Source organism: Sphingomonas sp. S1-29 (assembly GCF_026167545.1).
In the GTDB taxonomy this organism is placed as follows: Bacteria; Pseudomonadota; Alphaproteobacteria; order Sphingomonadales; family Sphingomonadaceae; genus Sphingomonas.
On the sequence record NZ_CP110678.1, the window covers coordinates 2,988,320 to 3,012,896 of the forward strand.

A 24,577-nucleotide genomic window follows, 5' to 3' on the forward strand; every position below is an offset into this window, starting at 1 on the left:
GGCTTGGTGGCTTCCGGGGCTCGGAAAGCTACAAAAGCTACACTACGTCCCCCCCAGATTCGCCCTTTCCGCGGCATGAAACGCCATGCGGGCGAGGATGAGGGAAGCGTGTTCATGCGGCATGGGTATCAAAGCGGGGGCTTGTAGGACAGCGGGGTTTGGTAGGCGGCGTCGTGATCGTGCCCGGCTGGTCGAGAGAACCGCGGGAAGTGGCGGAAAGCGGACGGTCCCCGATCGTCACCTCGGACTTGATCCGGGGTCCACCGAGCCGCCGGGTGCTACAGATATCGATGGAGGACCGAAGACGCAGGGTCGCGCTCATTCATCGGCGGCATCATCCGTGGCACGGCAGACCCCGGAACAAGTCCGGGGTGACGAGGAAATGCTGGCCCGTTAGCCGCCTTCATAGTGTTGTGTGCCGCCCCCTACCGCCGCCCAGCTTCCACCAGCACCCGCCCTTCGCGGCGGGGGTCGTAGCCGCCGTCGATCCGGCCATCGCGCACGATGACGCCGTGCAGCCCCGAATCCTCGCCCTGGCCGGGCTCGATCTTCATGCCGCGCGCCGCCAGCGCTTCGAGGATTTGCGGCGAGAAGCGGGTGACTTCGCCGCCGAAATTGTCGCCGCGCGCGACGACGTTGGGGAGTGCCAGCGCCTGCTGCATCGGCAGGCCCCAATCGACCGCGCCGATCATCGATTTGCCGACATAAGCCAAGATCGCATTGCCGCCCGCCGAGCCGAGCGCGCCGGCGAAGCGGCCCTGCCGGTCGATCATCACCAGCGGCGTCATCGACGAGCGCGGGCGCTTGCCCGGCGCGACGGCGTTCACCGCCGCGCGGCCCTGCGCGTCGCGCGGCGAGAAGGCGAAGTCGGTCATCTGGTTGTTGAGGAAAAAGCCATCGACCATCCGCCCGGTGCCGAAGATCGATTCGACCGTGGTGGTCATCGACACGACATTGCCCTTCGAATCGCCGACGATGAAGTGCGACGTGCCCGCGGGCTCGGCGGTGGTGTCGGCGGCGGCGACCACCGCGCCTGCCGGGGTGCCGGCAGCCGGCGGCGCGCCCGCGACCGTGCCGATCAACGCCGCGCGGCGTGCGATATAGTCGGGGGCGAGCAGCCCTTCGACCGGGACGGTTCCCGTCAACGGATCGCCGACATAGCGGTCGCGATCGGCGTACATGATCCGGCTCGCCTCGGCGAAGAGGAACCACGCCTGTGGATCCTGCGCATTGCGGCTGGCGATGTCGGTGCGCTCGAGCATCAGCAGCAATTGCAGCATGCCCACGCCGCTCGACGGCGGCGGCGGCACGCAGACCAGATAGACGCGCCAATCGCGGCACAAGGGCTCGCGCTTGACCGGGCGATAGGCGGTGAGATCGGCGAGCGTCATCGTGCCGCCGAGCGGCGCGGCGTTGGTGCGCGCGACGATCGCCTGCGCGGTCGGGCCGGCATAGAGCGCGTCGGGCCCCTGGGCGGCGAGGCGCGCGAGGAAGGCGGAATAAGCGGGGTTCTTCAGCCGGTCACCGACATCGACCAGGCTGCCGTCGGCCTCGGCGAAATAGGCCTGCGCGTCGGGGCTGGCGAGCTGGGGGAAGCTGCGCGTGAGGAAGCGGCCCAGCCGCGGGCTGACGATGAAGCCGTCGCGCGCGGTCCGTTCGGCATCGCCGAACAGGGTTCGCCATTCGAGGCTGCCATGTTCTTCGTGCGCGAGCTTGAGCATCCGCACGACGCCGGGAACGCCGGTCGCGCGGCCGCTCGTGACGGCTGCGGGATAGCCCAGTGGCTTGCCGGTATCGCCGATGAACATGTCGGGGCTCGCCCCCGCCGGCGCGGTTTCGCGGCCGTCGTAAATTTCGGCCTTGCCCGTCGCGGCGTTGAAATAGTTCAGGAACGCGCCGCCGCCGATGCCTGAGCTTTGCGGCTCGACCAGCGACAGCATCGCCTGGACCGCGATCGCCGCATCGACCGCGCTGCCGCCGCGCCGCAGCACCGCCATCCCGGCTTCGCTCGCCAGCGGGTTCGCCGCGACGACGAACATTTGCGAGGCGGCGGGCGCTGCCGCAGCCGCGGCGGGCGGCGGGGCGGGCGCTGCCGCGGGCGGCGCGGGAGCGGGCCTGGCGCAGGAAGCAAGCGCGGCGAGCGCCAGCAGCGAAAGGGTGAGCGAGCGGGCCGGCGACCGGAGGGGCGATGTCATGGAAACACGGCTTAACCAGCGATCGGCAGCGCGTCCATGCTGGCGCTTGCGCGCGGCGCAATCTACACCCTGCGGCGAGGAGAGCGCATGGCACGGCAACTCGAACATTTTCCGAACCTCGTCGCGATGTTCTTCACGCGCGCGCGCGAGCAGGGCGACAAGCCGTTCCTATGGGCCAAGCAGCGCGGCAGCTGGGTATCGACCAGCTGGGCCGAGGCGGCGCGGCAGGTGGCGAGCCTGGCGGCGGGGCTCAGGGCGATCGGGCTGGTGCCGGGCGACCGGGTGATGCTGGTCAGCGAAAACCGCCCCGAATGGTGCATCAGCGACCTGGCGATCATGGCGGCGGGCTGCGTGACGGTGCCGACCTACATCACCAACACCGAGCGCGACCACCAGCACATCATCGACAATTCGGGCGCGCGCGCGATCATCGTGTCGAGCGCGAAGCTCGCCCGGACACTGCTGCCCGCCGCGCTGCAGGCGGGGGGCGCCGAATTCGTCATCGGCATCGAGGACGTGCGCGCCAGCCAGCCCGGCGCGATCGACTTTCATAGCTGGCATCGCTTGATCGCCGACCATCCGACCGACCCCGCGACCGCCGAGGCGCAGGCGACCTTCGCGCGTGCCGATCTGGCCTGCATCATCTACACCAGCGGCACCGGCGGCAGCCCGCGTGGGGTGATGCAGCATCACGGCGCGATCCTCCACAATATCGCCGGCACCACCGATATCATCAGCAGCGATTTCGGCTGGGGGGACGAGGTGTTCCTGTCGTTCCTGCCGCTCAGCCACGCCTATGAGCACACCGCCGGCCAGCATTTCCCGATCGCGCTGGGCGGGCAGATCTATTATTCCGAAGGGCTCGACAAGCTCGCCTCGAACATCGAGGAGACGCGCCCGACGATCATGGTGGTGGTGCCGCGATTGTTCGAAGTGTTGCGCGCGCGGATCACCAAGACGGTCGAGAAACAGGGCAAGGTCTCGACCTATCTGCTCGATCGCGCGGTGGCGCTGGGTGCCAAGCGCGCCGCCGCCGGGCGGATCGGGCTGCTCGACCAGCCGATGAATGCGCTGGTCGGCGCGCTGCTGAAGCCCAAGATCGCCAAGCGCTTTGGCGGGCGGATCAAGGCGATGGTGAGTGGCGGCGCGCCGTTGACCCCCGAGGTGGGGTTGTTCTTCGAATCGCTCGGGCTGTCGTTCCTGCAGGGCTATGGCCAGACCGAGGCGGGGCCGGTGATCGCGTGCAACCGTCCGTCGGCGGGGATCCGGATGGACAGCGTCGGGCCGCCGATGCTGGGGGTCGAGGTGCGGATCGCCGAGGATGGCGAGATACTGGTGCGCGGCGAGCTGGTGATGCACGGCTATTGGCGCAACGACGCCGAAACCGCGCGCGTGCTCAAGGACGGCTGGCTGCATACCGGCGATATCGGGCTGATCGACGAAGCCGGGCGGATCCGGATCACCGACCGCAAGAAGGACATCATCGTCAACGACAAGGGCGACAATATCGCCCCGCAAAAGGTCGAGGGGATGCTGACGCTCCAGCCCGAGATCGTCCAGGCGATGATCGCGGGCGATCGCCGGCCCTATATGGTCGCGGTGCTGGTGCCCGATCCCGACTGGGTGCAGTCCTATTGCGCCAGGTCGGCGGCGGGGTGCAATTTCAAGGCGCTGGGCGAGAACCACGCCTTTCGCACTGCGCTTGGCGCCGCGGTCGAGCGGGTGAACAAGGATTTGTCGCAGATCGAACGCGTCCGCCGCTTCATCATCGCCGACGAACCCTTCACGATCGAGAACGAGCAGCTGACGCCGAGCTTGAAGATCCGCCGGCATGTGTTGCGCGGGGTATATGGGGCGAGGTTGGACGCGCTGTACAAGGGGTGAGTTCTATCCTCCCCATCGAAGATGGGGAGGGGGACCAGCCAAAGGCTGGTGGAGGGGAAATGGTAGCGCGGGCAACGGTGGAACGCGCGAGGCGGCTGCGGCGGCAGATGACCGCCCCCGAAGTCCGTCTATGGGCGGTGCTGCGAACTTCGCCTGCCGGGCGCAAGTTTCGCCGCCAGCATCCGATCGGGGCGTATGTGCTCGATTTTTACTGTCCCGCCGCGAGGCTCGCGATCGAGGTCGATGGGATGGCGCACGATATGGGCGACAACCCGGCGCGTGATGCGGTCCGAGATGGCTGGCTGATGGGGCAGGGGATCGCCACGCTGCGGATCCCTGCGCGCGAGGTGATGGGCGATCTCGACGCGGTGGTTCGTTTCATCTGCGAGCGTTGCGCCTTTCCCCTCCACCAGCCTTTGGCTGGTCCCCCTCCCCATTCTGCGAATGGGGAGGATTAAGAGGGCTTACCGCCCGCCCGCCGCCGCTGCCGGCGCCGCGGCCTTGCCCGCTGCCACCACCTTCTCGCTCGGCAGCACCAGCATCGTCCAGTCGCGCGTCGGCACCAGATACTTGGCCGCCAGCGCCTGGATGTCGGCGGGGGTTACCTTGCCCAGATCCTGCGGCAGCGAGCGGATCGAATCGATCCGGCGCGGATCAAAGCTGCCGCCGCCGGTCTGCTGCAGCCAGAAGGTGTTGCCGCTCGACATGCGGATCATCTGCTGCGCCAGCGGCACCGCCGCGCGGCGCAGCTCGTCCTCGGCGATCGGGGTCGCCACCAGGTCGGCGGCGATTTCGCGCGCCAGCTTGAAGAAGAAATCGGCCTGCTCGGGCGGGATCTGGCCGATTGCGAAGAGCCGCCCGCCGCCGGGCAGCCCCACCGGCCAGTCGTTGACGACATTGGGGGTGTAGCTCGCACCCGCCTGGCTGCGCAGCTGGTCGAACAGCCGGTCGCGGAAGATCGCGACCAGGATTTCGAGGCGGCGATTCTCGGTGATCGCTTCGCTGCCCCCCGCGGTCGGCCATGCGATCACTGCGGCTGCCTGGTTGGGCTGGCCTTCGTGATAGCGCACCACCGGCTTGGCATCGTGCGCGGGGAATTGCGGCGTCGGGCCGGCGAGCGCTGCGGGCTTGCGGGCCTTGAGCGCACCGAAGGAATTGGCGACCGCGGTGACCGCGGCCTCGGCGGTGACGTCGCCATAGACCTGCACCTCGATCGGCCCGGTCGCCAGCAGCGGCTCCCAGAACGCGCGGAAGGCCTTGGGGGTCAGCTGCTCGACCGCCTCGCGCGGCGGCACGCCCCAGCGCGGGTCCTTGGCGTGGAGCAGGTTTTCGAGGTCGCGGCTCAGCACGCCGTCGGGCGAGGATTCGAGGCCGGCATAGCCCGCCAGCATCACCGCGCGCGCGCGCGCCACCGGATTGGGATCCCAACCGGGCGCCGCCATCTTGGTCGCGATCAGCTTGAGCTGGTCGGCGAGATCGGCGGGGCTGGTCACCGCGCCGTACATGAAGGCATCGTCGTCGATCGCGAAGCTCAGCCCGATCTGCCGACCGCTGGTGAGCCGGTCGATCTCTTCCTGGCCGAACTTGCCGATTCCCGACGACACCAGCGCCAGATCGGCGGCCCAGGCGGGCGTCACGCGATCGGCGGGCAAGGCGCGCAGCCCGCCGCCGAAGCGGACACGGACATAGATCTTGTTGGTCTCGGCATCGTTGGGGAACAGCAGCAGATTGACCCCGTTGGTGAAGGTCACCTTTTCGATGTCGGGATCGTTCAGCACCGGCGCGCGCGTGGCGACCTTGCCGGGGCGGCCGAGCTTGGGCAGCTGATTAAAGGTGATCGCCGGGCCGGTCGAACGCGCCGCGGCGAGCTTGCTCACATCCTCGTCGAGCACCGCGGCCAGCCGCGCCTGCACCGTAGCGTCGGGGGCACGGGTGTTGACCACTGCGCGGCGAAGCCCGTCGGCGAAGATCTTCTTCGACGAAGCCTGGACGCGAGCGGGGGTGAAGAACTTCTTCTCGACCGCGCCGCGGAAGATCGCGAGCGAGCCTTCGCTCGACGCCACCGTCTCGGCGATGTCGACCGCTTGGACGATCTCGTCGGCCTGGATGGCGCCCGCCTCGACCCGCGAGGTATCGACCGCGTTCTTCATGATCGCGTCGATCTCGGCGACTTCGCGGTCGATCTCGGCCTGGGTCGGCGGGGTCATTGCGGCATCGGCGATCGTCGCGCGAACGTCGCGCACCGCGGCTTCCCAATCGTCGCCGACCGGCAGGATCTGGACCAAGGTGGCGTTGGCCGAACGCGAGATATCCTCGAGATTGGCGCCCGCGGTGATGAAGCTGCCGCCGCTGCGCGCGCGCGATTCGAGGCGGCGATTGATGATGCGGATCGCGATCTGGTCGATCATCCGCTCCTGGTTGAACAGGATCGTGTCCTGGGTGATGCTCCACGGCCGCAGGATCGCCAGGCTGACAACCGGCGGCAGCGAGGGTTCGACCGCGGCGGCGCTGAGGCCCTGCTCGCCGGTCGGCTTGCCGAAATCGGGGTTTTTGGGGGCGGGGCCGACGCCCTGCCAGCTGCCGAAATGCTTCGCGATCTGCTGTTCGAACACCGCCGGATCGACGTCACCCGCGATCACGATCACGGTGCGCTCGGGGCGATACCAGCGCTTGTGGAAGGCGTTGACCGCGGCGGCGTTGGCCGCTTGCAACGTCTGGGTGGTGCCGATCGGCGAGCGATCGGCGAGCAACTGGCCGGCGAAGAACAATTCGCGCGACTTGTCGCCCAGCCGCGATTGCGGGCTCAGCCGCTCGCGCTGTTCGGCGAGCACCACGGGGCGCTCGGCGGTGATCGCCGCCTCGTCGATCGTCGGGTTCGCCATCATGCCCGCGAGCACCTTCATGCTCTCGTCGAGCCCCTGCGGCGTCGCCGAGGGAAGGTCGAGCTTGTACACCGTCTGCGTCGGCGTGGTGCTGGCGTTGCTGTCGGACCCGAAGGTGACGCCCAGCCGCTGCCAGAGCCGCTTCGATTCGCCGTCGGGCACGTGCTCGGAGCCGCGGAACGCCAGATGCTCGAGCAGATGCGCATAGCCGCGCTCGCTATCCTGCTCCATCAGCGACCCGGCATCGATCCGCACGCGCACCGCGACCTGGCCCGGCGGCACGCCGTTGCGGCGGACGGCATAGCGCACGCCGTTGGGCAGCGTGCCGAAGCGCCAGCCCGGATCGGGGGTGATGTCGCTGCCCTTGTAGAGCCAGGGTTCGGCGGCGGTCTGGATCCGCCCTTCGACCATCGGCGCGGGGGCGGGTGCCGCTGGAGCGGTTGGGGGCGCGGTTTGGAGCGCGGGGGCCGGCTGCTGCTGGCTCGCGGCGGGGATCGCGACGAGCAGCAGGGCGGCGCCGATCGCGGTGAAGGGGAAACGCTTGGTTACATGCATCGCCGCTAGGTAGCGGGATTTACGCTTTTCCACCAGCGGTGGCTGTTCGGCGCGGCCGCCACCCCGTTCGTTTCGAGCGAAGTCGAGAAACGGGGCTCGCGCGCCTAGTCGGTTTTCTCGACTTCGCTCGAAACGAACGGGGTGGCGATGACCGTCAGCGCGCGATCGACGATCCCCGCCAGCGTCGGTTCCTCGACCAGCGCATCGCTGCGGTGCCAGGCCGCGGCGACGGCATACCATCGGCCCTGCTTGTCGCGCACGAGATGGTTGAGGCTGAGCACCCCGGGCTCGGACCCGCCCTTATAGCCGGCATAGGCAAAGCGCCGCGTCGCGGGCGAGGGCTGGTGTACCGCAAGCATCGCCAGCGCCGTCGGATCGCCCTCGCGCCGCAGCCAGTCGAGCGTCGCGGCCATCGCGGCGGGCGAGGCGAACCATTCGATTTCGGGACGAAGCGGCGTGCCCGAGAACATCGCCGGGTCGAGCGGCTTGACGGGTAGCGCGGCGATCCGCGCGCGGCGGTCGGCGGGCGTCAGCGTCGCCCAGCCGGCGACCGCGGCCGCGTCGGCGCTCTTGAGCGCGAACGCCTCGCGCGTCGCGAGCACCGGCAGCGAGGTGCGCGGCGCGCCCAGCGCCACCGCGCGCGCGTCGATCCGCTCGCGCCCGAGTGCGCTCATCAGTGTGTCGGTGGCGGTGTTGTCGCTGATCGACAGCATCAGCGTGGCCAGGCTCTGCAGCGTCATCGGCGCGCCGGCCGGCCAGCCTTGGGTAATCCCCGAAGGCAGCGACGCCGCACCGAGTGGGACGACATCGGCCCAGCGGCGCTCGCCCGCCTTTACCTGTGCGGCGAGTTCGGCGAGCACCCAAAGCTTGAACGCCGAGCCGATCGGCGCGGCGACGTCGGCGTTCAGCTGCGCCAGCGCGCGCGGTGCGTCGGTGCCGAGTGCATAGATGCCGATCCCGGTGCTGCCCGGCAGCGCCTCGATTTCGGCCGTGACGCGCTCGAGGCTGTCGCCACGCGGCGCAGTACTGGTGATGAGCAGGCCGCCGATCGCATGCGGCGCGGCGGCGTCGAGCGACAGCGACACTGTGGCGGTGCCGCGTTGGTAGCCGATGATGACCACCGCCTGCAGCCGATTGGTGACATCGATCCGCTCGACCCCGGTGGCCTGGCCATATTGGCTGCGCAGTCGGGCAGCGATCGCGTTGAATTGCGCCCGGCTGATCTGCGCGCGGAAGGTGGCGGTGAAGGCGGTGTCGTAATCGCCATCGCCGTTGAGGATCGTTACGACTTCGGCGCCGCGGGAGGGGAGTGACGGCCCTCCCTCCGTTCGTGCTGAGCTTGTCGAAGCACCGTCCTGCTTTCGGATTGACGACGGCGAGGCAGAACGGTGCTTCGACAAGCTCAGCACGAACGGGGTGGGGGGCGGGGGCAAACGCGGCGGCGCAGACGATGCAAATACTGCCGCCGCCAGGGCTAATCCCATCATTTCGCCGCGGTTTTTTCGACTGTCAGATCAAGCCGGAGGATCTTTGGACTGTCCGATCGAACCACCATGCGTGAGCCGGTGTTGGTTCGATAGTCGGCGGTATAAGTGAACCGTTCGACGCGAAACGACCCGGGATCGGTCGCAGCGACCGATCGCGGGGCGTAACGCCGCCCCGCGATCGACGCGATCACACGATCTGCCCAGGGTCGTTCGAACTGCTTGCCGGTGCGCAATATCTGGACATCGCCGGTTCGCCCGTCGGGCCTTACGAAGAAGCCGATATCCGCCCAATTGTCGTCGACTGCATGCAGCTGCGGTCGCGGGCTCATGCCTGGGAGACGACGGTCGTCGACGTCGATCGCCGGCGCGAACAACAATTGCGGCGGCCTTTCGGGCGACGTGCGTACCTGGGTGATCGCCGCCTCGAGCGCGCCGTCGTCGCCCCTGCGGGCTAGAAAGCCAGCCTTCAGCATTCGCGCTGCGTCGGCATACACTCGTTGTTCGGGAATGGTGCTCGCGATCAACGTATCGAGCGTTTCCATCGCGCGGGTTGGCGCTCCGGTGACGGTCCGCTCGGCGATCGCTATTTCGAGCGCCGCAAGCCGCAACCGGACGAAGCCTTCGAAGCCGACCTCGTTCTGGCGCCGAGCCTTTTTTGCAAGCTTCGCATAATGCTCGCGGGCCGCGTCGGGCCTGCCGGACCTGACCAGCGCGTCGCTGACTTCGGCTGCCGCCACTAGGCTGTTGGGGTGGGTTTCGCCGACTTGCTTGCGCAGCATCCGCGCATTGTCGATGGCGGCTACGCGCGAAAGATCGGTGAGCCCCAGATGCGCGGCGACTTGCGACCGGGCACGGATCAGCTCGGATACCGCGATAGGCGCCACCGCTTCATGTTGCCGGTTGCGTGCCAAGCCTTTTCGCAGCGTTTCGTTTGCTACCTTGTAATCGCCGGCGACGAAGGCGTTTTCGGCGTGCCGTACCGTCGCGGTGATTTCCTCGATGGGAGGACAATTTCGCGCGATGCAGGCGTCGAGCGCGGACTGGCTGTCTTCGAGTCGCTGGCCGGTGATGACGATCGTATCGCTTTGCTGGCCGGGTTCCTCGGCAACCTGCGCGGCAGCGGGCAAGGCGACGGTGCTCAGCAACAGCGCAAATACATCGCTACGCATCGATCGCATCCTCCTCCAATCGCGCGGCGTTTTGCTGGATGAAGGCGAAGCGGTGGGCGGGGTTGGTGCCCATCAGCCGGTCGACCAGATCCTTTACTTCGGCGCGCTCCTCATATTCCTGCGGCAGGGTAATACGTAATAGTCCCCGTGTCTTGGGGTCCATCGTCGTTTCGCGCAATTGCATCGGGTTCATCTCGCCAAGGCCCTTGAAGCGCGAAACCTCAACCTTCTTGCCCTTGAACACCGTGCGTTCGATCTCGGCGCGGTGCGCGTCGTCGCGGGCGTAGAGCGATTTGGCCCCCACCGTCAGGCGGTAGAGCGGCGGCTGCGCCAGATACAGATGCCCGCGCTTCACCAGTTCGGGCATTTCCTGAAAGAAGAAGGTCATCAGCAAGGTGGCGATGTGTGCGCCGTCGACATCGGCGTCGGTCATGATGATGATACGTTCATAGCGCAGATTGTCGGGGATACAGTCCTTGCGGGTGCCACAACCCATCGCCAGCGTCAGATCGGCGATTTCGAGGTTCGCCATGATCTTGGCACTCGTGGCGCTGGCGACGTTCAAAATCTTGCCGCGGATCGGCAGGATCGCCTGGGTCTTGCGGTCGCGTGCCTGCTTGGCGCTGCCGCCGGCGCTGTCGCCCTCGACGATGAACAATTCGGTGCCCTTGGGATCGTCGGCCGAGCAATCGGTGAGCTTGCCGGGCAGGCGGAGCTTGCGCGCCGAGGTCGCGGTCTTGCGCTTCACCTCGCGCTCGGCCTTGCGCTTCAATCGCTCGTCCATCCGGTCGAGGACATAGCCGAGCAGCGCCTTGCCGCGCTCCATCCGGTCAGAGAGATATTGGTCGAAATGGTCGCGCACCGCGCGCTCGACCAGGCCCGCCGCCTCGGGGCTGGTGAGCCGGTCCTTGGTCTGGCTCTGGAATTGCGGTTCGCGAATGAAGACCGACAGCATCAATTCGGTGCCGACCATCAGATCGTCGGCGGTGATGTCCTTGGCCTTTTTCTGGCCGACCAGATCGCCGAACGCGCGCAGCCCCTTGGTGAGTGCGGCGCGAAGCCCCGCCTCGTGCGTGCCGCCATCGGGGGTGGGGATGGTGTTGCAATACCAGCTATACGACGCGTCGGACCAGAGCGGCCAGGCGACCGCCCATTCGACGCTGCCCTGTTCGTCGGGGAAGGCTTGGCGTCCGGCGAAGAACTCGGACGTCGCGCATTCGCGGCCGCCGACTTGTTCCTTGAGGTGATCGGCCAGCCCGCCGGGGAACTGGAACACTGCCTCGGCGGGGGTATCGTCCGAGATCAGCGTGGGCGCGCATTTCCAGCGGATTTCGACGCCCGCGAACAGATACGCCTTGGATCGCGCCAGCTTGTGCAGCCGCGCGGGCTTGAACTGCATCGCGCCGAAGATTTCGGGATCGGGGGTGAAGGCGACCGAGGTGCCGCGCCGGTTGGGGGTGCCGCCCAGATGCTCGATGCCCCCCAGCGTCTGCCCCTGGCTGAAGCGCTGCCGGTACAACTCACGCCCGCGCGCCACCTCGACCACGGTATCGACCGACAGCGCGTTGACCACGCTGATGCCGACGCCGTGCAACCCGCCCGAGGTGGCATAGGCCTTGCCGTTGAACTTGCCGCCCGAATGGAGCGTCGAGAGGATCACCTCGAGCGCCGATTTGTCGGGAAAGCGCGGATGCGGATCGACCGGGATGCCGCGGCCATTGTCGACGATCGTCAGCCGGTTGCCCGCATCGAGCGTCACCTCGATCCGCGTCGCATGGCCCGCGACCGCTTCGTCCATCGCATTGTCGAGCACTTCGGCGGCGAGGTGGTGCAGCGCGCGTTCGTCGGTGCCGCCGATATACATGCCCGGGCGGCGGCGAACGGGTTCGAGCCCCTCGAGCACTTCGATCGAGGCGGCGTTATAGTCGGTGCCGGCGGTGACGGGCGCGGCGAACAGGTCGTTGGACATGGTCGGGCTATATCGTGCTGTGCCGAAGGCGGAAACCGAATCCGCAAAAGGCGATTGTGGCATCAATGCCACAGTCCGGTCTCATTTTCGCGCTGCAATGCACCCAAGTGCAACCGTGCGCGTTAGCGCCCCGTATTTGTTACCATAAACCACAGAAGGAAGTTTCGTATGCGTCAGCGTACTTTATCAGGCGCCGCCCTCGGCGTCGTCGCACTGCTTGCCACCTCGGCTCCCGCCTTCGCGCAGGACGCAAACGGCGAAACCCACTTCAAGGGCCTGTATGTCGGCGGTTCGTTCGGCATGAGCGTGCAGCCCAACGACGTCGACGAAACGATCCTGTTCGATCGCAACCTCGACGGCAATTTCGGTGACGTCGTCACCACCGCAGCCGGCCCCAACGCCTTCTCGCCGGGCTTCTGCAACGGCGCAGCCAATGGCGCGACCCCAGCGGGTGCGTGCCGCAACGACGAAGACGGCAAGGAATATTTCGTGCGCGTCGGCGCCGATCACCAGATCGGCAACTTCGTCTACGGCGTGATGGGCGAGTTCGGTAAGTCGGAAGTCAGCGACAGCGTTTCGGCGTTCAGCACGACGCCTGCCAACTACGTCATGACGCGCGATTTCGACTGGAACGCTTCGGTCCGTGGCCGCGTCGGCTATGCAGCGGGCGGTCGTTCGTTGTTTTACGCAGCCGGTGGCCCAACCTATGCGCGGATCAACAACAGCTTCTCGTCGACCAACACGGCGAACGCGTTCACGCTGGAAGATCGCAAGTCGAACAGCTGGGGCTATGCCGTCGGTGGCGGTCTCGAGCAGAAGATCGGCGACAATTTCTCGTTCGGCATGGAATATATGTTCAACAACTATGTTGACGACGATTTCCGCGTGAACACCAGCCGCGGCAATGCCCCGGTCACCAACCCGTTCCTGCTCGGCGCCGGTAGCACCGACTTCCAGCGCAGCAGCAACGACTTCCGCTTCCACAGCATTCGCATGACGGGCGCATTCCGCTTCTGATCGCGAATCGTTAGTAGCGTAGCGTAACAAAAAACCCCGTCGGCCTCAGGGCCGGCGGGGTTTCTTGTATCTGGCGCCGGTCGATCGCCCGATCGACCGGCTTTCGGCTCAGCGGACGCGCGGACCGCCATAGGGCAGCGGCGGCGGCGGGCGGCGATCGCGGCGCGGCAGCTGCGCCTGATACGCATGGCCGCAATGATCGACGCAATAGGGGAAGCCTGGGTTCACCTTGTCGCCGCAAAAGTGGAAGTCGGGCTCGCCTGGATGACCGATCGGCCATTTGCAGATTCGATCGTTGAGATCGAGCAGCGAGGTCTTGCCCGCGACCGCATCCGACGGGCGCGCAGGCACCAAGCGGCGCGGCGGCGCGGGCGTCAGCGGCGCGCTGTTCTCACCCGGGTTCTGGCGCAGGAAGCCGCCGGGGCCGACCGAGCGCATCACCGGCGCCTTCACCGGTGCGACCGCGTCGTCTTCATCGTCGGCCTCGACCTCGTCGATCTCGACTTCATCCTCGGGCTCGGCGGGCTCGGCGGGCGCGGCGACCGGCTTGGGCGGCGTCGGCGCCTTTACCGCAACCGGCGGCGCGACGGGCGCGGCGACGACCGGCGCGGCGGGCTTGGGCGCGGGCGGTGGCGGCGGTGCGGCGGGTGCGGCGACCGGTGCCGGCTTGGCAGCGGCGGGCTCGGCATTCTTTACCGGCGACGGGCGCGGCTTGAGCCCCAGCCGATGCGCCTTGCCGATCACCGCGTTGCGGCTGATCCCGCCAAGCTCTTCGGCGATCTGGCTGGCGGTGCTGCCCGACTCCCACATCTTGGTCAGCGTCGAGATACGTTCCTCGGTCCAGCTCATTGCGTTCTTCTCTTCCATGCCGGCGGCGCCGGGTTGCGGGGGCGGGCAGCGTCGACTAGGCGCATCGAAGATGGCAGACCGGCCCGACCCTATGATATCCAAATTGCCCGCCCCCGGCGTCGCGGTCTTTCGCGGCGTCAATTGGGGTGGGCTCAAGACCTTGTATGTGAAGGAGGTCCGCCGCTTCTTCAAGGTCCAGTTGCAAACGGTGTGGGCGCCGGCGATCACCACCTTGCTGTTCCTGGTGATTTTCACCGTCGCGCTGGGCGGCGGCGGGCGATCGGTGATGGGCGTCCCCTTTGCCGAGTTCATCGCGCCGGGGCTGATCGTGATGGGGATGCTGCAGAACGCCTTCGCCAATGCCAGCTTCTCGCTGCTGGTGGGCAAGATCCAGGGGACGATCGTCGATTATCTGATGCCGCCGTTGTCGACCGGCGAGCTGCTCGCGGGGCTGACCGGTGGCGCGGTGACGCGGGCTTTGTGCGTCGGCGGGGCGGTGTGGCTGGCGATGGCGCTGTGGGGCGTCGATGTGACCCCGCGGCATCCGCTGGCGCTGCTCTGGTTCGGCGTGGTCGGATCGGCGTTCGTCGCGCTGCTCGGCGTGCTGACCTCGATCTGGGCCGAGAAGTTCGATCATGCCGCCGCGGTCACCAATTTCGTGATCGCGCCGCTCGCCTTGCTGTCGGGCACCTTCTATTCGGTCGAGTCGCTGTCGCCCACCTTCCGCGCGATCAGCCAGTTCAACCCGTTCTTCTATATCATCAGCGGCTTCCGCTTCGGTTTCCTGCGCACCGCCGATTCGGACGTGATGTTCGGCGGCGTGCTGCTCGGCGTGCTGACCGTCGCGCTGGCGGCCTTCTGCTACTGGCTGCTGCGACGCGGCTGGAAGCTCAAGAACTGACGCCCATATTGACCCCCGGGGCCGCGCGCCTCTAAAGGACAAGACGAGGCGGCCCGGTGGCCGCCTTTTCGCGTTCTGCCCCGGAGCTTTTGCTACCCCCTTAGTTCATCTGCCGAAGTCCAATAGAAGGAGTGTCCCGATGTCGATGCCAGCGCTCATGCCCGTTTACCCGCGGTGCGACGTGCGTCCGGTCCGAGGCGAGGGATGCTATCTGATCGGCGAACGCGGCGAGCGGTATCTCGATTTCGCCAGCGGCATCGCGGTCAACGCGCTCGGCCATGGCCACCCGCATCTGACCAAGGCGATCCAAGAGCAGGCCGCGACGCTGATGCATGTCAGCAACCTGTATGGCAGCCCGCAGGGTGAAGCGCTGGCGGAGCGGATCGTCGCCAACAGCTTTGCCGATACGGTGTTCTTCACCAATTCGGGCGCCGAGGCGATCGAGTGCGCGATCAAGACCGCGCGCCGCTATCATTATGCCAACGGCAATCCGCAGCGGCATACGCTGATCACCTTCGACACCGCGTTTCACGGGCGAACGCTCGGCGCGATTTCGGCGACCAACCAGGCCAAGATGCGCGACGGGTTCGAACCGCTGCTGCCGGGCTTCGCGTATGCGACGTTCAACGACCTGGCGGGCGCGCTGGCGCTGATCGACGACAACACCGCGGGCTTCCTGGTCGAGCCGGTGCAGGGCGAGGGCGGCATCCGCGTCGCCAGCCCCGAATTCCTGCAGGGGCTGCGCCGGGCATGCGACGAGCACGGCCTGTTGCTGGTGCTCGACGAAGTGCAGTGCGGCTATGGTCGCACCGGCACGCTGTTCGCGCATGAGCAATATGGCGTGGTTCCCGACATCGTGTCGGCGGCCAAGGGCATCGCCGGCGGCTTCCCGCTCGGCGCGTGCCTGGCGACGCAGGAAGCCGCCAAGGGCATGGTGTTCGGCACGCATGGCAGCACCTATGGCGGCAATCCGCTGGGCATGGCGGCGGGATCTGCGATCCTCGACGTGATGCTCGAGGACGGCTTCTTCGATCATGTGAAGGCGATGGGCGACCGGCTGCGCCAGGGGCTCGAACAGATGATCCCCAATCACGACCATCTGTTCGAAAGCGTGCGCGGCATGGGGCTGATGCTCGGGCTCAAGCTCAAGAGCGACAGCCGGCGGTTTGTCGCGCATTGCCGCGACAACCATGGGCTGCTGACGGTGGCGGCGGGCGAGAATGTCGTCCGCATCCTGCCGCCGTTGGTGATCGAGGAGGCGCATATCGCCGAGGCGATCGAGAAGCTGAGCGAAGCCGCGCGGGTATATGTGCCGGTGAGCGACGATTAACTGCCGCTCGTCCTGAGTAGGGACTGAGCGAAGGCGAAGGCGCGTATCGAAGGACACTCCCCAAGCGGGCGGATCCTTCGATACGCCGCTTCGACAAGCTCAGCGGCTACTCAGGACGAACGGGTTTCAAGGATCCTGTCCATGACCATGCGCCATTTCCTAGACCTGTCATCCGCCGGCCCCGACGGGGTCGCCGCGATCCTGGCCGATGCGCTCGATCGCAAGGCCGCACGCGCGGGCTGGCCCAAGGGCCGTGCCGATGCCGATGCGCCGCTCGCCGGCCATACGCTCGCGATGGTGTTCGAGAAGAGTTCGACGCGCACCCGCGTGTCGTTCGACATGGCGATGCGCCAATTGGGCGGCAGCGCGCTGGTGCTCGACAGCGGCACCACCCAGCTCGGCCGCGGCGAGACCGTCGCCGACACCGCGCGCGTGCTGTCGGGCTATTGCGATGCGATCATGATCCGCACCGACGATCACGCCAAGCTCGAGGAAATGGCGCATCACGCGACCGTCCCCGTCATCAACGGGCTGACCGACCAGTCGCATCCCTGCCAGATCATGGCCGATCTGCTGACGATCCTCGAAGGCGGCAAGGCGCTGCCCGGGCTGAAGGTCGCGTGGCTGGGCGACGGCAACAACGTCCTCGCCTCGATCGTCGAGGCCGCCGGGCTGATGCATTTCGACGTTGTCGCTGCCTGCGCGCAGGGCTTCCAGCCCTCCGACGAAGACATGGCGCGCGGACAGGGCAGGGCGCGCTGCGTCGCCAGCCCCGCCGAGGCGGTCGAGGGGGCCGACATCGTCGTCACCGACACCTGGATTTCGATGGGCCAGCTCCACGCCGAAACCAAGCTGGCGGCGCTCGCGCCCTATCAGGTCGATGCCGCGCTGATGGCGCGCGCCAAGCCCGACGCCAAGTTCCTCCACTGCCTGCCCGCGCATCGCGGCGAGGAAGTGACCGCCGAGGTGATCGACGGTCCGCAATCGCTGATCTGGCATGAGGCGGAGAACCGGCTGCATGCGCAGAAGTCGATCCTGCGTTGGTGCTTCGGGCAGGTGGCTTGAAAGCAATCGCTCGCCCCCCATTTTCGTCCTTCCAGCGAAGGCTGGAATCTCCCTCCATCTGCGTCGCCCTCGCGGCCTGAGATCCCAGCTTGCGCTGGGATGACGATCCTGTGGAGTTTGACGAGGAATGCGTATGCCCGACCTGCCCACCCCCACCGATATCGACCGCGCGATCGGTTTCACCTTGCCCGATCGCCATGCGCGCGGGCGGATCGTCCGGCTTGGGCCGGTGCTCGACGAAATCCTGTCGGCACACGCCTATCCGCCGCCGATCGAGCGGCTGCTGGCCGAGGCGCTGACGCTGACCGCGCTGCTCGGCTCGACGCTCAAGGACGCGGGCGGGCAGCTGACGATCCAGGCGCAGACCAAGGGCGGCGTCGTCAATCTGCTGGTGTGCGACTACAAGGGCGGCGAGCTTCGCGGCTATGTCCAGTTCGATGCCGCGCGGCTGTCGATGCTGGGCAAGAGCCCGTCGCTGTTCGCGCTGTTCAACAAGGGTTATCTGGCGGTCACCTTCGACCAGGTGACGACCAACGAGCGCTATCAGGGCATCGTCCCGCTCGACGGCGAGACGCTGGGCGAGGTGATCGAGGCCTATTTCCTCCAGTCCGAGCAGATTCCGAGCCTCGTTCGGCTGGGGCTGGGGCGCGGCGACGATGGCAAACTGATCGCCGGCGGGCTGTTCCTCCAGCACTTGCCCGAGGGTGAAGAGGGCCGCGAGCGGCTGCACACCCGGCTCGACCATCCCGAATGGCATGGCGTCGAGGCGCTGGCGGCGACGATGGGCGCCGACGAGCTCGCCGATCCGCTGCTGTCGCTCGAGACATTGGTGTGGCGGCTGTTCAACGAGGAGCGCGAGGTGCGCACGCTGACCGGGATCGCGCTGTCGCGCGGCTGCCGCTGCGATGCCGATTATATCAGCTCGGTGCTCGCCAAGTTCACTCCCGAGGATCGCGCCGAAATGGCCGATGAAAACGGCGTGATCGCGATCGATTGCGCCTTTTGCGCGCGAAAGTTTCCGGTGGCGCTCGACCCGGTCGAGACCTGAAAAAAGCTTTGCCACGCAGGTATTGCAACTCTCCCGATCGCTCCCACATGGCGATTCTGAACGCTGGCGTAGGCTTATTGCAGCGTCGACTGGCGGAAATGGGGATCGAGACAATGTCAGGGATGAAGGTGCGGCGGATGCTGCGGCCGGCGATCGTCGGCGCGCTGGCGATTACGGGTGTGGCGGCCGGGGCGGCACCCGCGCAGGCGCCGTCGCTGCGCGCCTTGGCGCAGGTCGAGCCCGGCCAGTGGCAGCTGCGCGAAACCGGCGGCGGTGTGTCGCGCAGCGTATGCGTCTCCGATCCGCGCGTGCTGCTCCAGCTGCGCCATGGCGGCGGCGCGCAATGTTCGCGCTTCGTGATCGACAACCAGCCGTCGCAAGGCACGGTGCATTACACCTGCGCGGGCACCGGCCATGGCCGCACCACGATCCAGATCGAAACCCCGCGGCTGATGAACATCAAGACGCAAGGCGTGGTCGACGGCCTGCCGTTCGAAGCCGCGATCGAGGCGCGGCGGTTGGGCGAATGCAGCTGAGCGCATCGCCCGCAACGTTGCGCGCGTCCTAATATCAGCCTAGGGCGCGCGCCATCATGCAAGAACAGCCTTTAGCCGTCGTCCTGGTATCGGGCGGCCTCGATTCGATGGTCGCTGCCGCCCGCGCGCGCGAGGACGGCTTCCGCGTCCTTGCGCTGTCGGTCGACTATAACCAACGGCACCAAGTCGAGCTTGCCGCGGCGCGGCGGATCGCGACCGCGCTCGGCGCGGTGCGCCATGTCGTGCTGCCGCTCGATCTGTCGGCCTTTGGCGGGTCGGCGCTGACCGCCGATATCGACGTGCCCAAGGACGGCATCGGCACGGCAGAAGGCGGCGGGATTCCGGTCACCTATGTGCCCGCGCGCAACACGATCTTCCTGAGCCTAGCGCTCGGCTGGGCAGAGGCGGCGGGTGCGCGCGATCTGTATATCGGCGTCAACGCGCTCGATTATTCGGGCTATCCCGATTGCCGCCCCGAATTCATCGCCGCGTTCGAAGGGCTGGCCGAGCTTGCGACCAAGGCGGGCGTCGAGGGCGAGCCCTTCCGTATCCACGCGCCGCTGCAGCACCTCACCAAGGCCGATATCGTCCGCGAGGCGGCGCGGCTGGGGCTCGACGCGGGGATGAGCTGGTCGTGCTACGACCCGGCCCCCGGCCACCTGCATTGCGGGATGTGCGACAGCTGCCGGCTGCGCGCCAAGGGGTTCGACGAAGCCGGGATCGACGACCCGACCGCCTACGCCGTCAGGCCATGAGCTATGCCGTCAAGGAGCTGTTCCTGACGCTGCAGGGCGAGGGGTTCCATGCCGGGCGCCGCGCGGTGTTCGTGCGCTTCGCCGGGTGCAATCTGTGGACCGGGCGCGAGCAGGATCGCGCGACCGCGGTGTGCAAGTTCTGCGACACCGATTTCGTCGGCATCGATGGCGATGGCGGCGGACGGTTCGCCGATGCGACCGCGCTGGCGGCGGCGGTATCGGCGGCTTGGGGGCCATCGACCGCGGCGCGCTTCGTGGTGCTGACCGGCGGCGAGCCGATGCTGCAGATCGACGATGCGCTGGTCGAGGCGCTCCACGCCGCGGGCTTCGAGATCGCGATCGAGACCAACGGCACGATCGCGGTGCATCCGGGCATCGATTGGGTCTGCGTCAGCCCCAAGGCGGGCAGCGTGGTGGTCCAGCGCGCGGGCGACGAGCTCAAGCTGGTATGGCCGCAGGCGGGAAGCGACGTCGACGAGATCGAGCGCTGGGACTTCCGCCATTTCCTGATCCAGCCGATGGACGATCTGGCGGCCGATGAAAACCGCGCGGCGGCGGTGGCTTTCGCGATGACGCGGCCGGGCTGGCGATTGTCGTTGCAGACGCACAAGCTGCTCGGCCTGCGCTGAGGCGCCGGGCGAGGGACAGCCGCCCGGCACCCGGTATTTCAGCGGTTCGCAACCGCGGCGGCTGAAGGCGTGGCGGCGGTGCGATAATAGATCGGTCCGCAACGCCTTTCCTGCCACACGTCACGCCGCCAGCACTTCTTGTCGGCGAAGTTGGCGGGGAATGCCGGCGGATACGCCGCGAGGTACGCATAGCCGCCCGCACGGAATTGCTGCTCACCCCAGGGGCGCAGCGAATTGCGCAGTTCCTGCATCCGCGTCGCCGCGAACTCGCCGAGCTCGCCGCGCTTCACATACAGCGCGTCGCGACCGACCCGGCCCGCAGTCTGGCAGAAGATGCGCTGTGCGGCCACCGTCGAGAAGCCCGAATAGACGCGGGTGCCGAACTGGTCGAACGCGGTCTGGCCTTCCTTGGCGGTTTTGTTGACCCGGCGAAAATACTTCATCAGGTCGTCGAAATCGTCCTTCAGTTCGTCGGTATGGTTGCGGAGCATCGCATTATAGTTCCCCAGCGTCAGCAGCGTGGGTTCGAACTGGCATTGCAGCGCGGCCACGTTGAGCGCGGCGCGCAGGTTCCACAGCAATGCCGCGCGATACTCGGCCGGGGTCGCGCCCGGCAGGTCCTGGCCGACGATGCCGGGTTCGGCGCCGGTGACACGCGGGCCGCTCAAGTCCTTGGATTGGAAATAAAACTGCGCTGAGGCAGGGGTGGATACCAACATGGCCGCAACTCCGGCGACCACCAGTCCAATACGCAACACGTTCATCGCAGCCTCTCGCTCTGACCGCCCGAGCCCCGCCCGCCGGATCATCGCGGCAAGGGTTAAGCGCTTTTGCGGATTGGCCCAAGAGGCTTTTTGCGCCGCCCGCACGGGCGGCATCACTAGATATGCCGGCAAACGGCCGAAACCCCAGCGCGGAGCTTGGCCGTTACGCTACCGATTCAGCTTGCTGGCTGTCGAATAGGCATGAAAAAGGCCGCCCGGTTGCCCGGGCGGCCTTTCAATCGTGGCCGGCGGCATAGGCCGCTGGCCAGACGATTACATGGCGTTCGACATGGTGTCGTTCGACATCATCGAATCGTTCGACATCATCATGTCGTTCGACATCATGGTGTCGTTCATCATCATGGCGTCGTTGCCCATCATGGCGCCGTCGACGGCGGTCATGTTGTCGGTCATCGTGCCGTCCATCATCGGATCGGTGGTGTTCAGATCGGTGACGACGGTGTTGTCGGTGGTGGTTTCAGTGGTCTCGCCGCAGGCCGAAACCAGCAGCGCAGCGCTGGCGATCATCGAACCGGTGACGACCTTTGAAATGAATGAACGCATGTGGAGCTCCCTAGATAGTGGACTTGGTTGGCCGAAGGCCGTTAATACCCAAACCGCGATATGCATTAAACGGTTACAGCACGCCCCTCAAGCCTCGAATCGTTCGGATCATCGAGGGCGCGCAGGAACGTAGAACAGCACAACGCAAGTGCAGCATCGAAAGTTGCCTCGGTCACGCGTTTTCCCAGGGAATGTGTGCTGGTCACAGGGAATTCGGGCAGTCCGCAGGGCACGATACCGCCGAAATGCGTCAAATCGGGGGCAAGATTGACCGAAAATCCATGTAACGTGACCCATTGGCGCACCCGGACGCCGATCGCGCCGATCTTGGCCTCGGTGCCGCCATCGGCGGTCCAGATGCCGACGCGGTCGGGCACCGCATAGGCGGTGACGCCGATTTCCCCGAGCGCCGCGATCACCCAGGCCTCGAGCGCGTGGACATAGCGCCGCACGTCGCGTCCGCGCGCGGCGAGGTCGAGCTGGACATAGCCGATCCGCTGGCCCGGCCCGTGATAGGTATAGCGCCCGCCGCGCCCACTCTTGAACACCGGGAAGCGCGGGTCGAGCAGTTCTGCGGGGTCGGCGCTGGTGCCGCCGGTGTAGAGCGGCGGGTGTTCGAGCAGCCATATCCGTTCGCGCGCGGTGCCGGCGCGGATGTCGGCGGCGCGCGCTTCCATGTCCGCCACCGCCGCGGGATAGTCGATCTGCCCCGGCGCGACGCACCATTCGACGCCGTCGATCTCGGTCGCAGGGGCAGGAGACAAGGTTGGCAAGAACAATCGGCTTCGGCTACGGGGTTGCACTACCAAGCCCAAATGATCGGGGAACGCCGCATGGTCAAGATGAGCACCGTCTGGGACCGGACGACCGAGTTTGTGGGCAGCCATGCCGGCGCGATCGCGCCGATCGCGATCCTTGCCATCTTGCTGCCGACCGCGGCGTCGGGAACGCTCGATGCGTGGCGGCTGACGCTCGACCCGGCAAGCCAGATGGCGGTGAGCATCGCGGGGCTGGTGCTGACCGTGGTTACGTTGTGGGGAACGACCGCGATCACCGCGCTGGCGGTCGAGCCGATGGGGGCGGCGAGCGCGGCGGCGGTTGCCAATCGGCGGCTGTTGCCGGTGATTGCGGTGACGATCGTGCTGCTGCTGGGGGTGCTGGTGCTGCTGCTGCCGATGCTCGGCATCATCCTGGCGGCGGGGATCGACGTCGCGGCGCTGGCCAATGCGCAGACGGGGGCGATGCCCGATCTGAGCGCGGGCACGGCGCTGGGGGTGCTGATCTATGGCCTGGTCGCGCTGGTGGTGATCATCTGGCTGCTGGCGCGGCTGGTGGTCGTCACCCCGGTGGTGGTTGCCGAGCGGCGCGGGCTGGGCGCGATCGCGCGCGCCTGGCGGCTGACGCGCGGCCATGCGCTGCGCATCATCGGCGTCATCCTGCTCTATGGCCTGATCGCGGCGATCGCGACGCTGGCGGCGCAGGCCGCGTTCGGCACGATCCTGGGGCTGACCTTGGGGGTGCCGGGCAATTTCGGCATCGACGATGTGATGACCGCGTTGCTGGTCGGCGTCGTGACGACGATCATCTCGGTGCTGCAGACCGGCTTCGTCGCCAAGCTGTACCTGGCGCTGGCGCCGCAACGCGACCTGGTGAACGATTTTGCATGACCGACCGCGCATGACCTTTTCGCTGGGGCAACTGATTGCCGACGCCCGGCGCATGTGGCGCGACGAGCGCGCGCTGCTGCTGCCGATCATGGGGCTGTTCTATTTCCTGCCATCGCTCGCGCTGCTGCTGCTGTTGCCGCAGCCCGAGCAGGTGGCCGAACCCGGCACCGACGCGGCCAGCCAGGCGCTGATCGCCTATACGCTCGACAATGCCGGCGCGATCCTGTCGGCCAATCTCGCCAACCTGTTCGGCGCGGCGGCGGTGCTGCTGCTGTTCCTCGACCGTTCGCGACCCACCGCCGCGCAGGCGCTGCAGCGCGCGCTCGGCTTGTTGCCGATCTTCCTGATCGCGACGATCTCGGTATGGGCGGGGGTGTTTGTGGGCGCATTGCTGATCCTGCCCGGGCTCTATCTGATCGGACGCTGCTTCCTGGTGAACGCGGTGATCGCCGGCGAGGGCGGGCAGAGCCCGGTCCAGGCGATCGCGCGGTCGTTCGCGCTGACCAAGGGGCGGGGGTGGATGCTGTTCACTTTGGTCGCGGCGGTGTTCCTGACGGGGCAGGTGGGGGTGATGGTCGCGGGCAGCATCGATCGCGCGATGATCGCGGGGTCGATGGCGTCGCCGGTCACGGTATTCCTGTTCAACGCGCTGGCGGCGCTGGCATCGACCGCGGCGGCGCTCGCCAGCCTGCTGCTGAAGGTCGCTGCCTATCGCCGGCTGGCCGGCGCCAGCAACGGGATCTGAGGCGCGGTTTCGGGGGGCAGGATGCCGGTGATCCGCGGATCGGGAAAGGTCTCCATCGTCCGGCGGAACGCGGTGAAGCCGCTGCGACGATAGAAATCGAGCGCGCGGTGATGGTCGAGCGTGCAGGTATGCACCCACAGCCGCGTGACCTCTCGGCCCCAGCCGAGCATCAGCGCATTGGCCATCAGCCAGCGTCCGTCGCCGCGCCCGACGCGTTCGGGGACCAGCCCGAAATAGGCGAGCTCGCAGATCCCGTCGTGGCGATGGTCGAGCTCGAGAAACCCGACCTCGATCCCTGCGCGATCGACCGCGGCATAGACCGATACCTTGGGGTCGTGGATGATCTTGGCGAGCGCGGCATCGGCCATCACCAGCCGCGAATACCACAGCCATGGCGCGCCGATCCGCGCGAACAGCGTGCGATAGCGCGGCAATGTCGGTTGTTCCCAGCGCACCAGCCGAAGCTCGGAAGGCGGCATCGGCGCGAGGCGCGGGCGCTCGCGCATCTCGAGCGTGGTGACCACGGTCGCGAGATGCCCCTCGGGCACCGGCGTCAGGCCCATCGC

Annotated in this window: 22 protein-coding genes; 12 read left to right on the plus strand and 10 right to left on the minus strand. The window is 67.2% G+C overall.

Annotation, left to right across the window (positions count from 1 at the left end):
• Positions 1 to 425 precede the first annotated feature (425 nt).
• Positions 426 to 2,195, minus strand: a complete 1,770-nt coding sequence (locus OKW76_RS14240; RefSeq protein ID WP_265549506.1) for a gamma-glutamyltransferase family protein — start codon at positions 2,193 to 2,195, stop codon at positions 426 to 428.
• 87 nt (positions 2,196 to 2,282) lie between these two features.
• Here OKW76_RS14240 and OKW76_RS14245 point away from each other — a divergent pair, with 87 nt between their 5' ends.
• Both OKW76_RS14245 and OKW76_RS14250 read left to right on the plus strand, forming a co-directional pair.
• Positions 2,283 to 4,079: an AMP-dependent synthetase/ligase gene (locus OKW76_RS14245; protein ID WP_265549507.1), complete on the plus strand. Its 1,797-nt coding sequence runs from the start codon at positions 2,283 to 2,285 to the stop codon at positions 4,077 to 4,079.
• A gap of 59 nt (positions 4,080 to 4,138) precedes the next feature.
• Positions 4,139 to 4,537 (plus strand): endonuclease domain-containing protein, encoded by a 399-nt coding sequence (locus OKW76_RS14250; protein ID WP_265549508.1) that lies wholly within the window; start codon positions 4,139 to 4,141, stop codon positions 4,535 to 4,537.
• A 6-nt stretch (positions 4,538 to 4,543) separates the two neighbouring features.
• Here OKW76_RS14250 and OKW76_RS14255 read toward each other — a convergent pair whose 3' ends face one another.
• The 4 genes from OKW76_RS14255 to parE form a co-directional block, all read right to left on the minus strand.
• Positions 4,544 to 7,516 (minus strand): M16 family metallopeptidase, encoded by a 2,973-nt coding sequence (locus tag OKW76_RS14255; RefSeq protein WP_265549509.1) that lies wholly within the window; start codon positions 7,514 to 7,516, stop codon positions 4,544 to 4,546.
• 104 nt (positions 7,517 to 7,620) lie between these two features.
• Entirely contained in the window at positions 7,621 to 8,916 is a 1,296-nt protein-coding gene (locus OKW76_RS14260) for a serine hydrolase (RefSeq protein WP_265549510.1), read from the minus strand.
• An 83-nt stretch (positions 8,917 to 8,999) separates the two neighbouring features.
• Entirely contained in the window at positions 9,000 to 10,172 is a 1,173-nt protein-coding gene (locus OKW76_RS14265; protein WP_265549511.1) for a hypothetical protein, read from the minus strand.
• Positions 10,165 to 12,141, minus strand: a complete 1,977-nt coding sequence (gene parE, locus OKW76_RS14270) for a DNA topoisomerase IV subunit B (protein ID WP_265549512.1) — start codon at positions 12,139 to 12,141, stop codon at positions 10,165 to 10,167. The genes OKW76_RS14265 and parE overlap by 8 nt, the downstream gene beginning before the upstream one ends.
• Positions 12,142 to 12,309: 168 nt before the next feature.
• Here parE and OKW76_RS14275 point away from each other — a divergent pair, with 168 nt between their 5' ends.
• Positions 12,310 to 13,158 (plus strand): outer membrane protein, encoded by an 849-nt coding sequence (locus tag OKW76_RS14275; RefSeq protein ID WP_265549513.1) that lies wholly within the window; start codon positions 12,310 to 12,312, stop codon positions 13,156 to 13,158.
• A gap of 108 nt (positions 13,159 to 13,266) precedes the next feature.
• Here the strand turns inward: OKW76_RS14275 and OKW76_RS14280 are convergent, their stop codons facing one another.
• Entirely contained in the window at positions 13,267 to 14,007 is a 741-nt protein-coding gene (locus OKW76_RS14280; protein WP_265552995.1) for a GcrA family cell cycle regulator, read from the minus strand.
• Positions 14,008 to 14,098: 91 nt separating this feature from the next.
• Here OKW76_RS14280 and OKW76_RS14285 point away from each other — a divergent pair, with 91 nt between their 5' ends.
• From OKW76_RS14285 to queE, 7 genes are all read left to right on the plus strand, one after another.
• On the plus strand, positions 14,099 to 14,908 hold the full coding sequence (locus OKW76_RS14285) for an ABC transporter permease (RefSeq protein ID WP_265549514.1): 810 nt from the start codon (positions 14,099 to 14,101) through the stop codon (positions 14,906 to 14,908).
• Between the two features lie 139 nt (positions 14,909 to 15,047).
• Positions 15,048 to 16,238 (plus strand): aspartate aminotransferase family protein, encoded by a 1,191-nt coding sequence (locus tag OKW76_RS14290; RefSeq protein WP_265549515.1) that lies wholly within the window; start codon positions 15,048 to 15,050, stop codon positions 16,236 to 16,238.
• 147 nt (positions 16,239 to 16,385) lie between these two features.
• Positions 16,386 to 17,303, plus strand: a complete 918-nt coding sequence (argF, locus tag OKW76_RS14295; protein WP_265552997.1) for an ornithine carbamoyltransferase — start codon at positions 16,386 to 16,388, stop codon at positions 17,301 to 17,303.
• A gap of 133 nt (positions 17,304 to 17,436) precedes the next feature.
• Positions 17,437 to 18,351, plus strand: a complete 915-nt coding sequence (locus OKW76_RS14300) for an Hsp33 family molecular chaperone HslO (protein WP_265552999.1) — start codon at positions 17,437 to 17,439, stop codon at positions 18,349 to 18,351.
• A gap of 47 nt (positions 18,352 to 18,398) precedes the next feature.
• Positions 18,399 to 18,887 carry a DUF3617 domain-containing protein gene (locus OKW76_RS14305; RefSeq protein WP_265549516.1) on the plus strand — a complete coding sequence of 163 codons (489 nt, stop codon included), beginning with the start codon at positions 18,399 to 18,401 and terminating at the stop codon, positions 18,885 to 18,887.
• Between the two features lie 56 nt (positions 18,888 to 18,943).
• Positions 18,944 to 19,642, plus strand: a complete 699-nt coding sequence (gene queC / locus OKW76_RS14310) for a 7-cyano-7-deazaguanine synthase QueC (protein WP_265549517.1) — start codon at positions 18,944 to 18,946, stop codon at positions 19,640 to 19,642.
• Complete coding sequence (gene queE / locus OKW76_RS14315) at positions 19,639 to 20,271, plus strand: 7-carboxy-7-deazaguanine synthase (RefSeq protein WP_265549518.1); 633 nt, start codon at positions 19,639 to 19,641, stop codon at positions 20,269 to 20,271. Before queC ends, queE begins: the two co-directional genes overlap by 4 nt.
• Positions 20,272 to 20,309: 38 nt before the next feature.
• Here the strand turns inward: queE and OKW76_RS14320 are convergent, their stop codons facing one another.
• From OKW76_RS14320 to lipB, 3 genes are all read right to left on the minus strand, one after another.
• Positions 20,310 to 20,939 carry a hypothetical protein gene (locus OKW76_RS14320; protein WP_322740097.1) on the minus strand — a complete coding sequence of 210 codons (630 nt, stop codon included), beginning with the start codon at positions 20,937 to 20,939 and terminating at the stop codon, positions 20,310 to 20,312.
• Positions 20,940 to 21,308: 369 nt separating this feature from the next.
• On the minus strand, positions 21,309 to 21,599 hold the full coding sequence (locus OKW76_RS14325; protein WP_256506550.1) for a hypothetical protein: 291 nt from the start codon (positions 21,597 to 21,599) through the stop codon (positions 21,309 to 21,311).
• A 65-nt stretch (positions 21,600 to 21,664) separates the two neighbouring features.
• Complete coding sequence (gene lipB / locus OKW76_RS14330) at positions 21,665 to 22,372, minus strand: lipoyl(octanoyl) transferase LipB (RefSeq protein ID WP_416221823.1); 708 nt, start codon at positions 22,370 to 22,372, stop codon at positions 21,665 to 21,667.
• 60 nt (positions 22,373 to 22,432) lie between these two features.
• On the opposite strand from lipB, the gene OKW76_RS14335 reads away from it, so the two are divergent.
• Both OKW76_RS14335 and OKW76_RS14340 read left to right on the plus strand, forming a co-directional pair.
• Positions 22,433 to 23,266: a hypothetical protein gene (locus OKW76_RS14335; RefSeq protein WP_265549521.1), complete on the plus strand. Its 834-nt coding sequence runs from the start codon at positions 22,433 to 22,435 to the stop codon at positions 23,264 to 23,266.
• A 10-nt stretch (positions 23,267 to 23,276) separates the two neighbouring features.
• Positions 23,277 to 24,011 (plus strand): hypothetical protein, encoded by a 735-nt coding sequence (locus OKW76_RS14340; RefSeq protein WP_265549522.1) that lies wholly within the window; start codon positions 23,277 to 23,279, stop codon positions 24,009 to 24,011.
• On the opposite strand, the gene OKW76_RS14345 is transcribed toward OKW76_RS14340, so the two are convergent.
• The gene (locus OKW76_RS14345; protein ID WP_265549523.1) at positions 23,975 to 24,574 is read right to left on the minus strand and encodes a GNAT family N-acetyltransferase; all 600 of its coding nucleotides are present in this window, start codon (positions 24,572 to 24,574) and stop codon (positions 23,975 to 23,977) included. The genes OKW76_RS14340 and OKW76_RS14345 overlap by 37 nt on opposite strands.
• Positions 24,575 to 24,577 lie beyond the last annotated feature (3 nt).

Excerpts from the sequence above, each read along its gene's own strand:
- OKW76_RS14240 (WP_265549506.1), bottom strand. The coding sequence starts at position 2,195 with ATGACATCGCCCCTCCGGTCGCCGGCCCGCTCGCTCACCCTTTCGCTG.
- OKW76_RS14300 (WP_265552999.1), top strand. The coding sequence starts at position 17,437 with ATGCCCGACCTGCCCACCCCCACCGATATCGACCGCGCGATCGGTTTC.
- OKW76_RS14345 (WP_265549523.1), bottom strand. The coding sequence starts at position 24,574 with ATGGGCCTGACGCCGGTGCCCGAGGGGCATCTCGCGACCGTGGTCACC.
- OKW76_RS14250 (WP_265549508.1), top strand. The coding sequence starts at position 4,139 with ATGGTAGCGCGGGCAACGGTGGAACGCGCGAGGCGGCTGCGGCGGCAG.
- argF (WP_265552997.1), top strand. The coding sequence starts at position 16,386 with ATGCGCCATTTCCTAGACCTGTCATCCGCCGGCCCCGACGGGGTCGCC.
- OKW76_RS14255 (WP_265549509.1), bottom strand. The coding sequence starts at position 7,516 with ATGCATGTAACCAAGCGTTTCCCCTTCACCGCGATCGGCGCCGCCCTG.
- OKW76_RS14305 (WP_265549516.1), top strand. The coding sequence starts at position 18,399 with ATGGCGATTCTGAACGCTGGCGTAGGCTTATTGCAGCGTCGACTGGCG.
- queE (WP_265549518.1), top strand. The coding sequence starts at position 19,639 with ATGAGCTATGCCGTCAAGGAGCTGTTCCTGACGCTGCAGGGCGAGGGG.
- OKW76_RS14245 (WP_265549507.1), top strand. The coding sequence starts at position 2,283 with ATGGCACGGCAACTCGAACATTTTCCGAACCTCGTCGCGATGTTCTTC.
- OKW76_RS14290 (WP_265549515.1), top strand. The coding sequence starts at position 15,048 with ATGTCGATGCCAGCGCTCATGCCCGTTTACCCGCGGTGCGACGTGCGT.
- OKW76_RS14275 (WP_265549513.1), top strand. The coding sequence starts at position 12,310 with ATGCGTCAGCGTACTTTATCAGGCGCCGCCCTCGGCGTCGTCGCACTG.
- queC (WP_265549517.1), top strand. The coding sequence starts at position 18,944 with ATGCAAGAACAGCCTTTAGCCGTCGTCCTGGTATCGGGCGGCCTCGAT.
- OKW76_RS14340 (WP_265549522.1), top strand. The coding sequence starts at position 23,277 with ATGACCTTTTCGCTGGGGCAACTGATTGCCGACGCCCGGCGCATGTGG.
- OKW76_RS14325 (WP_256506550.1), bottom strand. The coding sequence starts at position 21,599 with ATGCGTTCATTCATTTCAAAGGTCGTCACCGGTTCGATGATCGCCAGC.
- OKW76_RS14285 (WP_265549514.1), top strand. The coding sequence starts at position 14,099 with ATGATATCCAAATTGCCCGCCCCCGGCGTCGCGGTCTTTCGCGGCGTC.
- OKW76_RS14265 (WP_265549511.1), bottom strand. The coding sequence starts at position 10,172 with ATGCGTAGCGATGTATTTGCGCTGTTGCTGAGCACCGTCGCCTTGCCC.
- OKW76_RS14280 (WP_265552995.1), bottom strand. The coding sequence starts at position 14,007 with ATGAGCTGGACCGAGGAACGTATCTCGACGCTGACCAAGATGTGGGAG.
- parE (WP_265549512.1), bottom strand. The coding sequence starts at position 12,141 with ATGTCCAACGACCTGTTCGCCGCGCCCGTCACCGCCGGCACCGACTAT.
- OKW76_RS14335 (WP_265549521.1), top strand. The coding sequence starts at position 22,433 with ATGGTCAAGATGAGCACCGTCTGGGACCGGACGACCGAGTTTGTGGGC.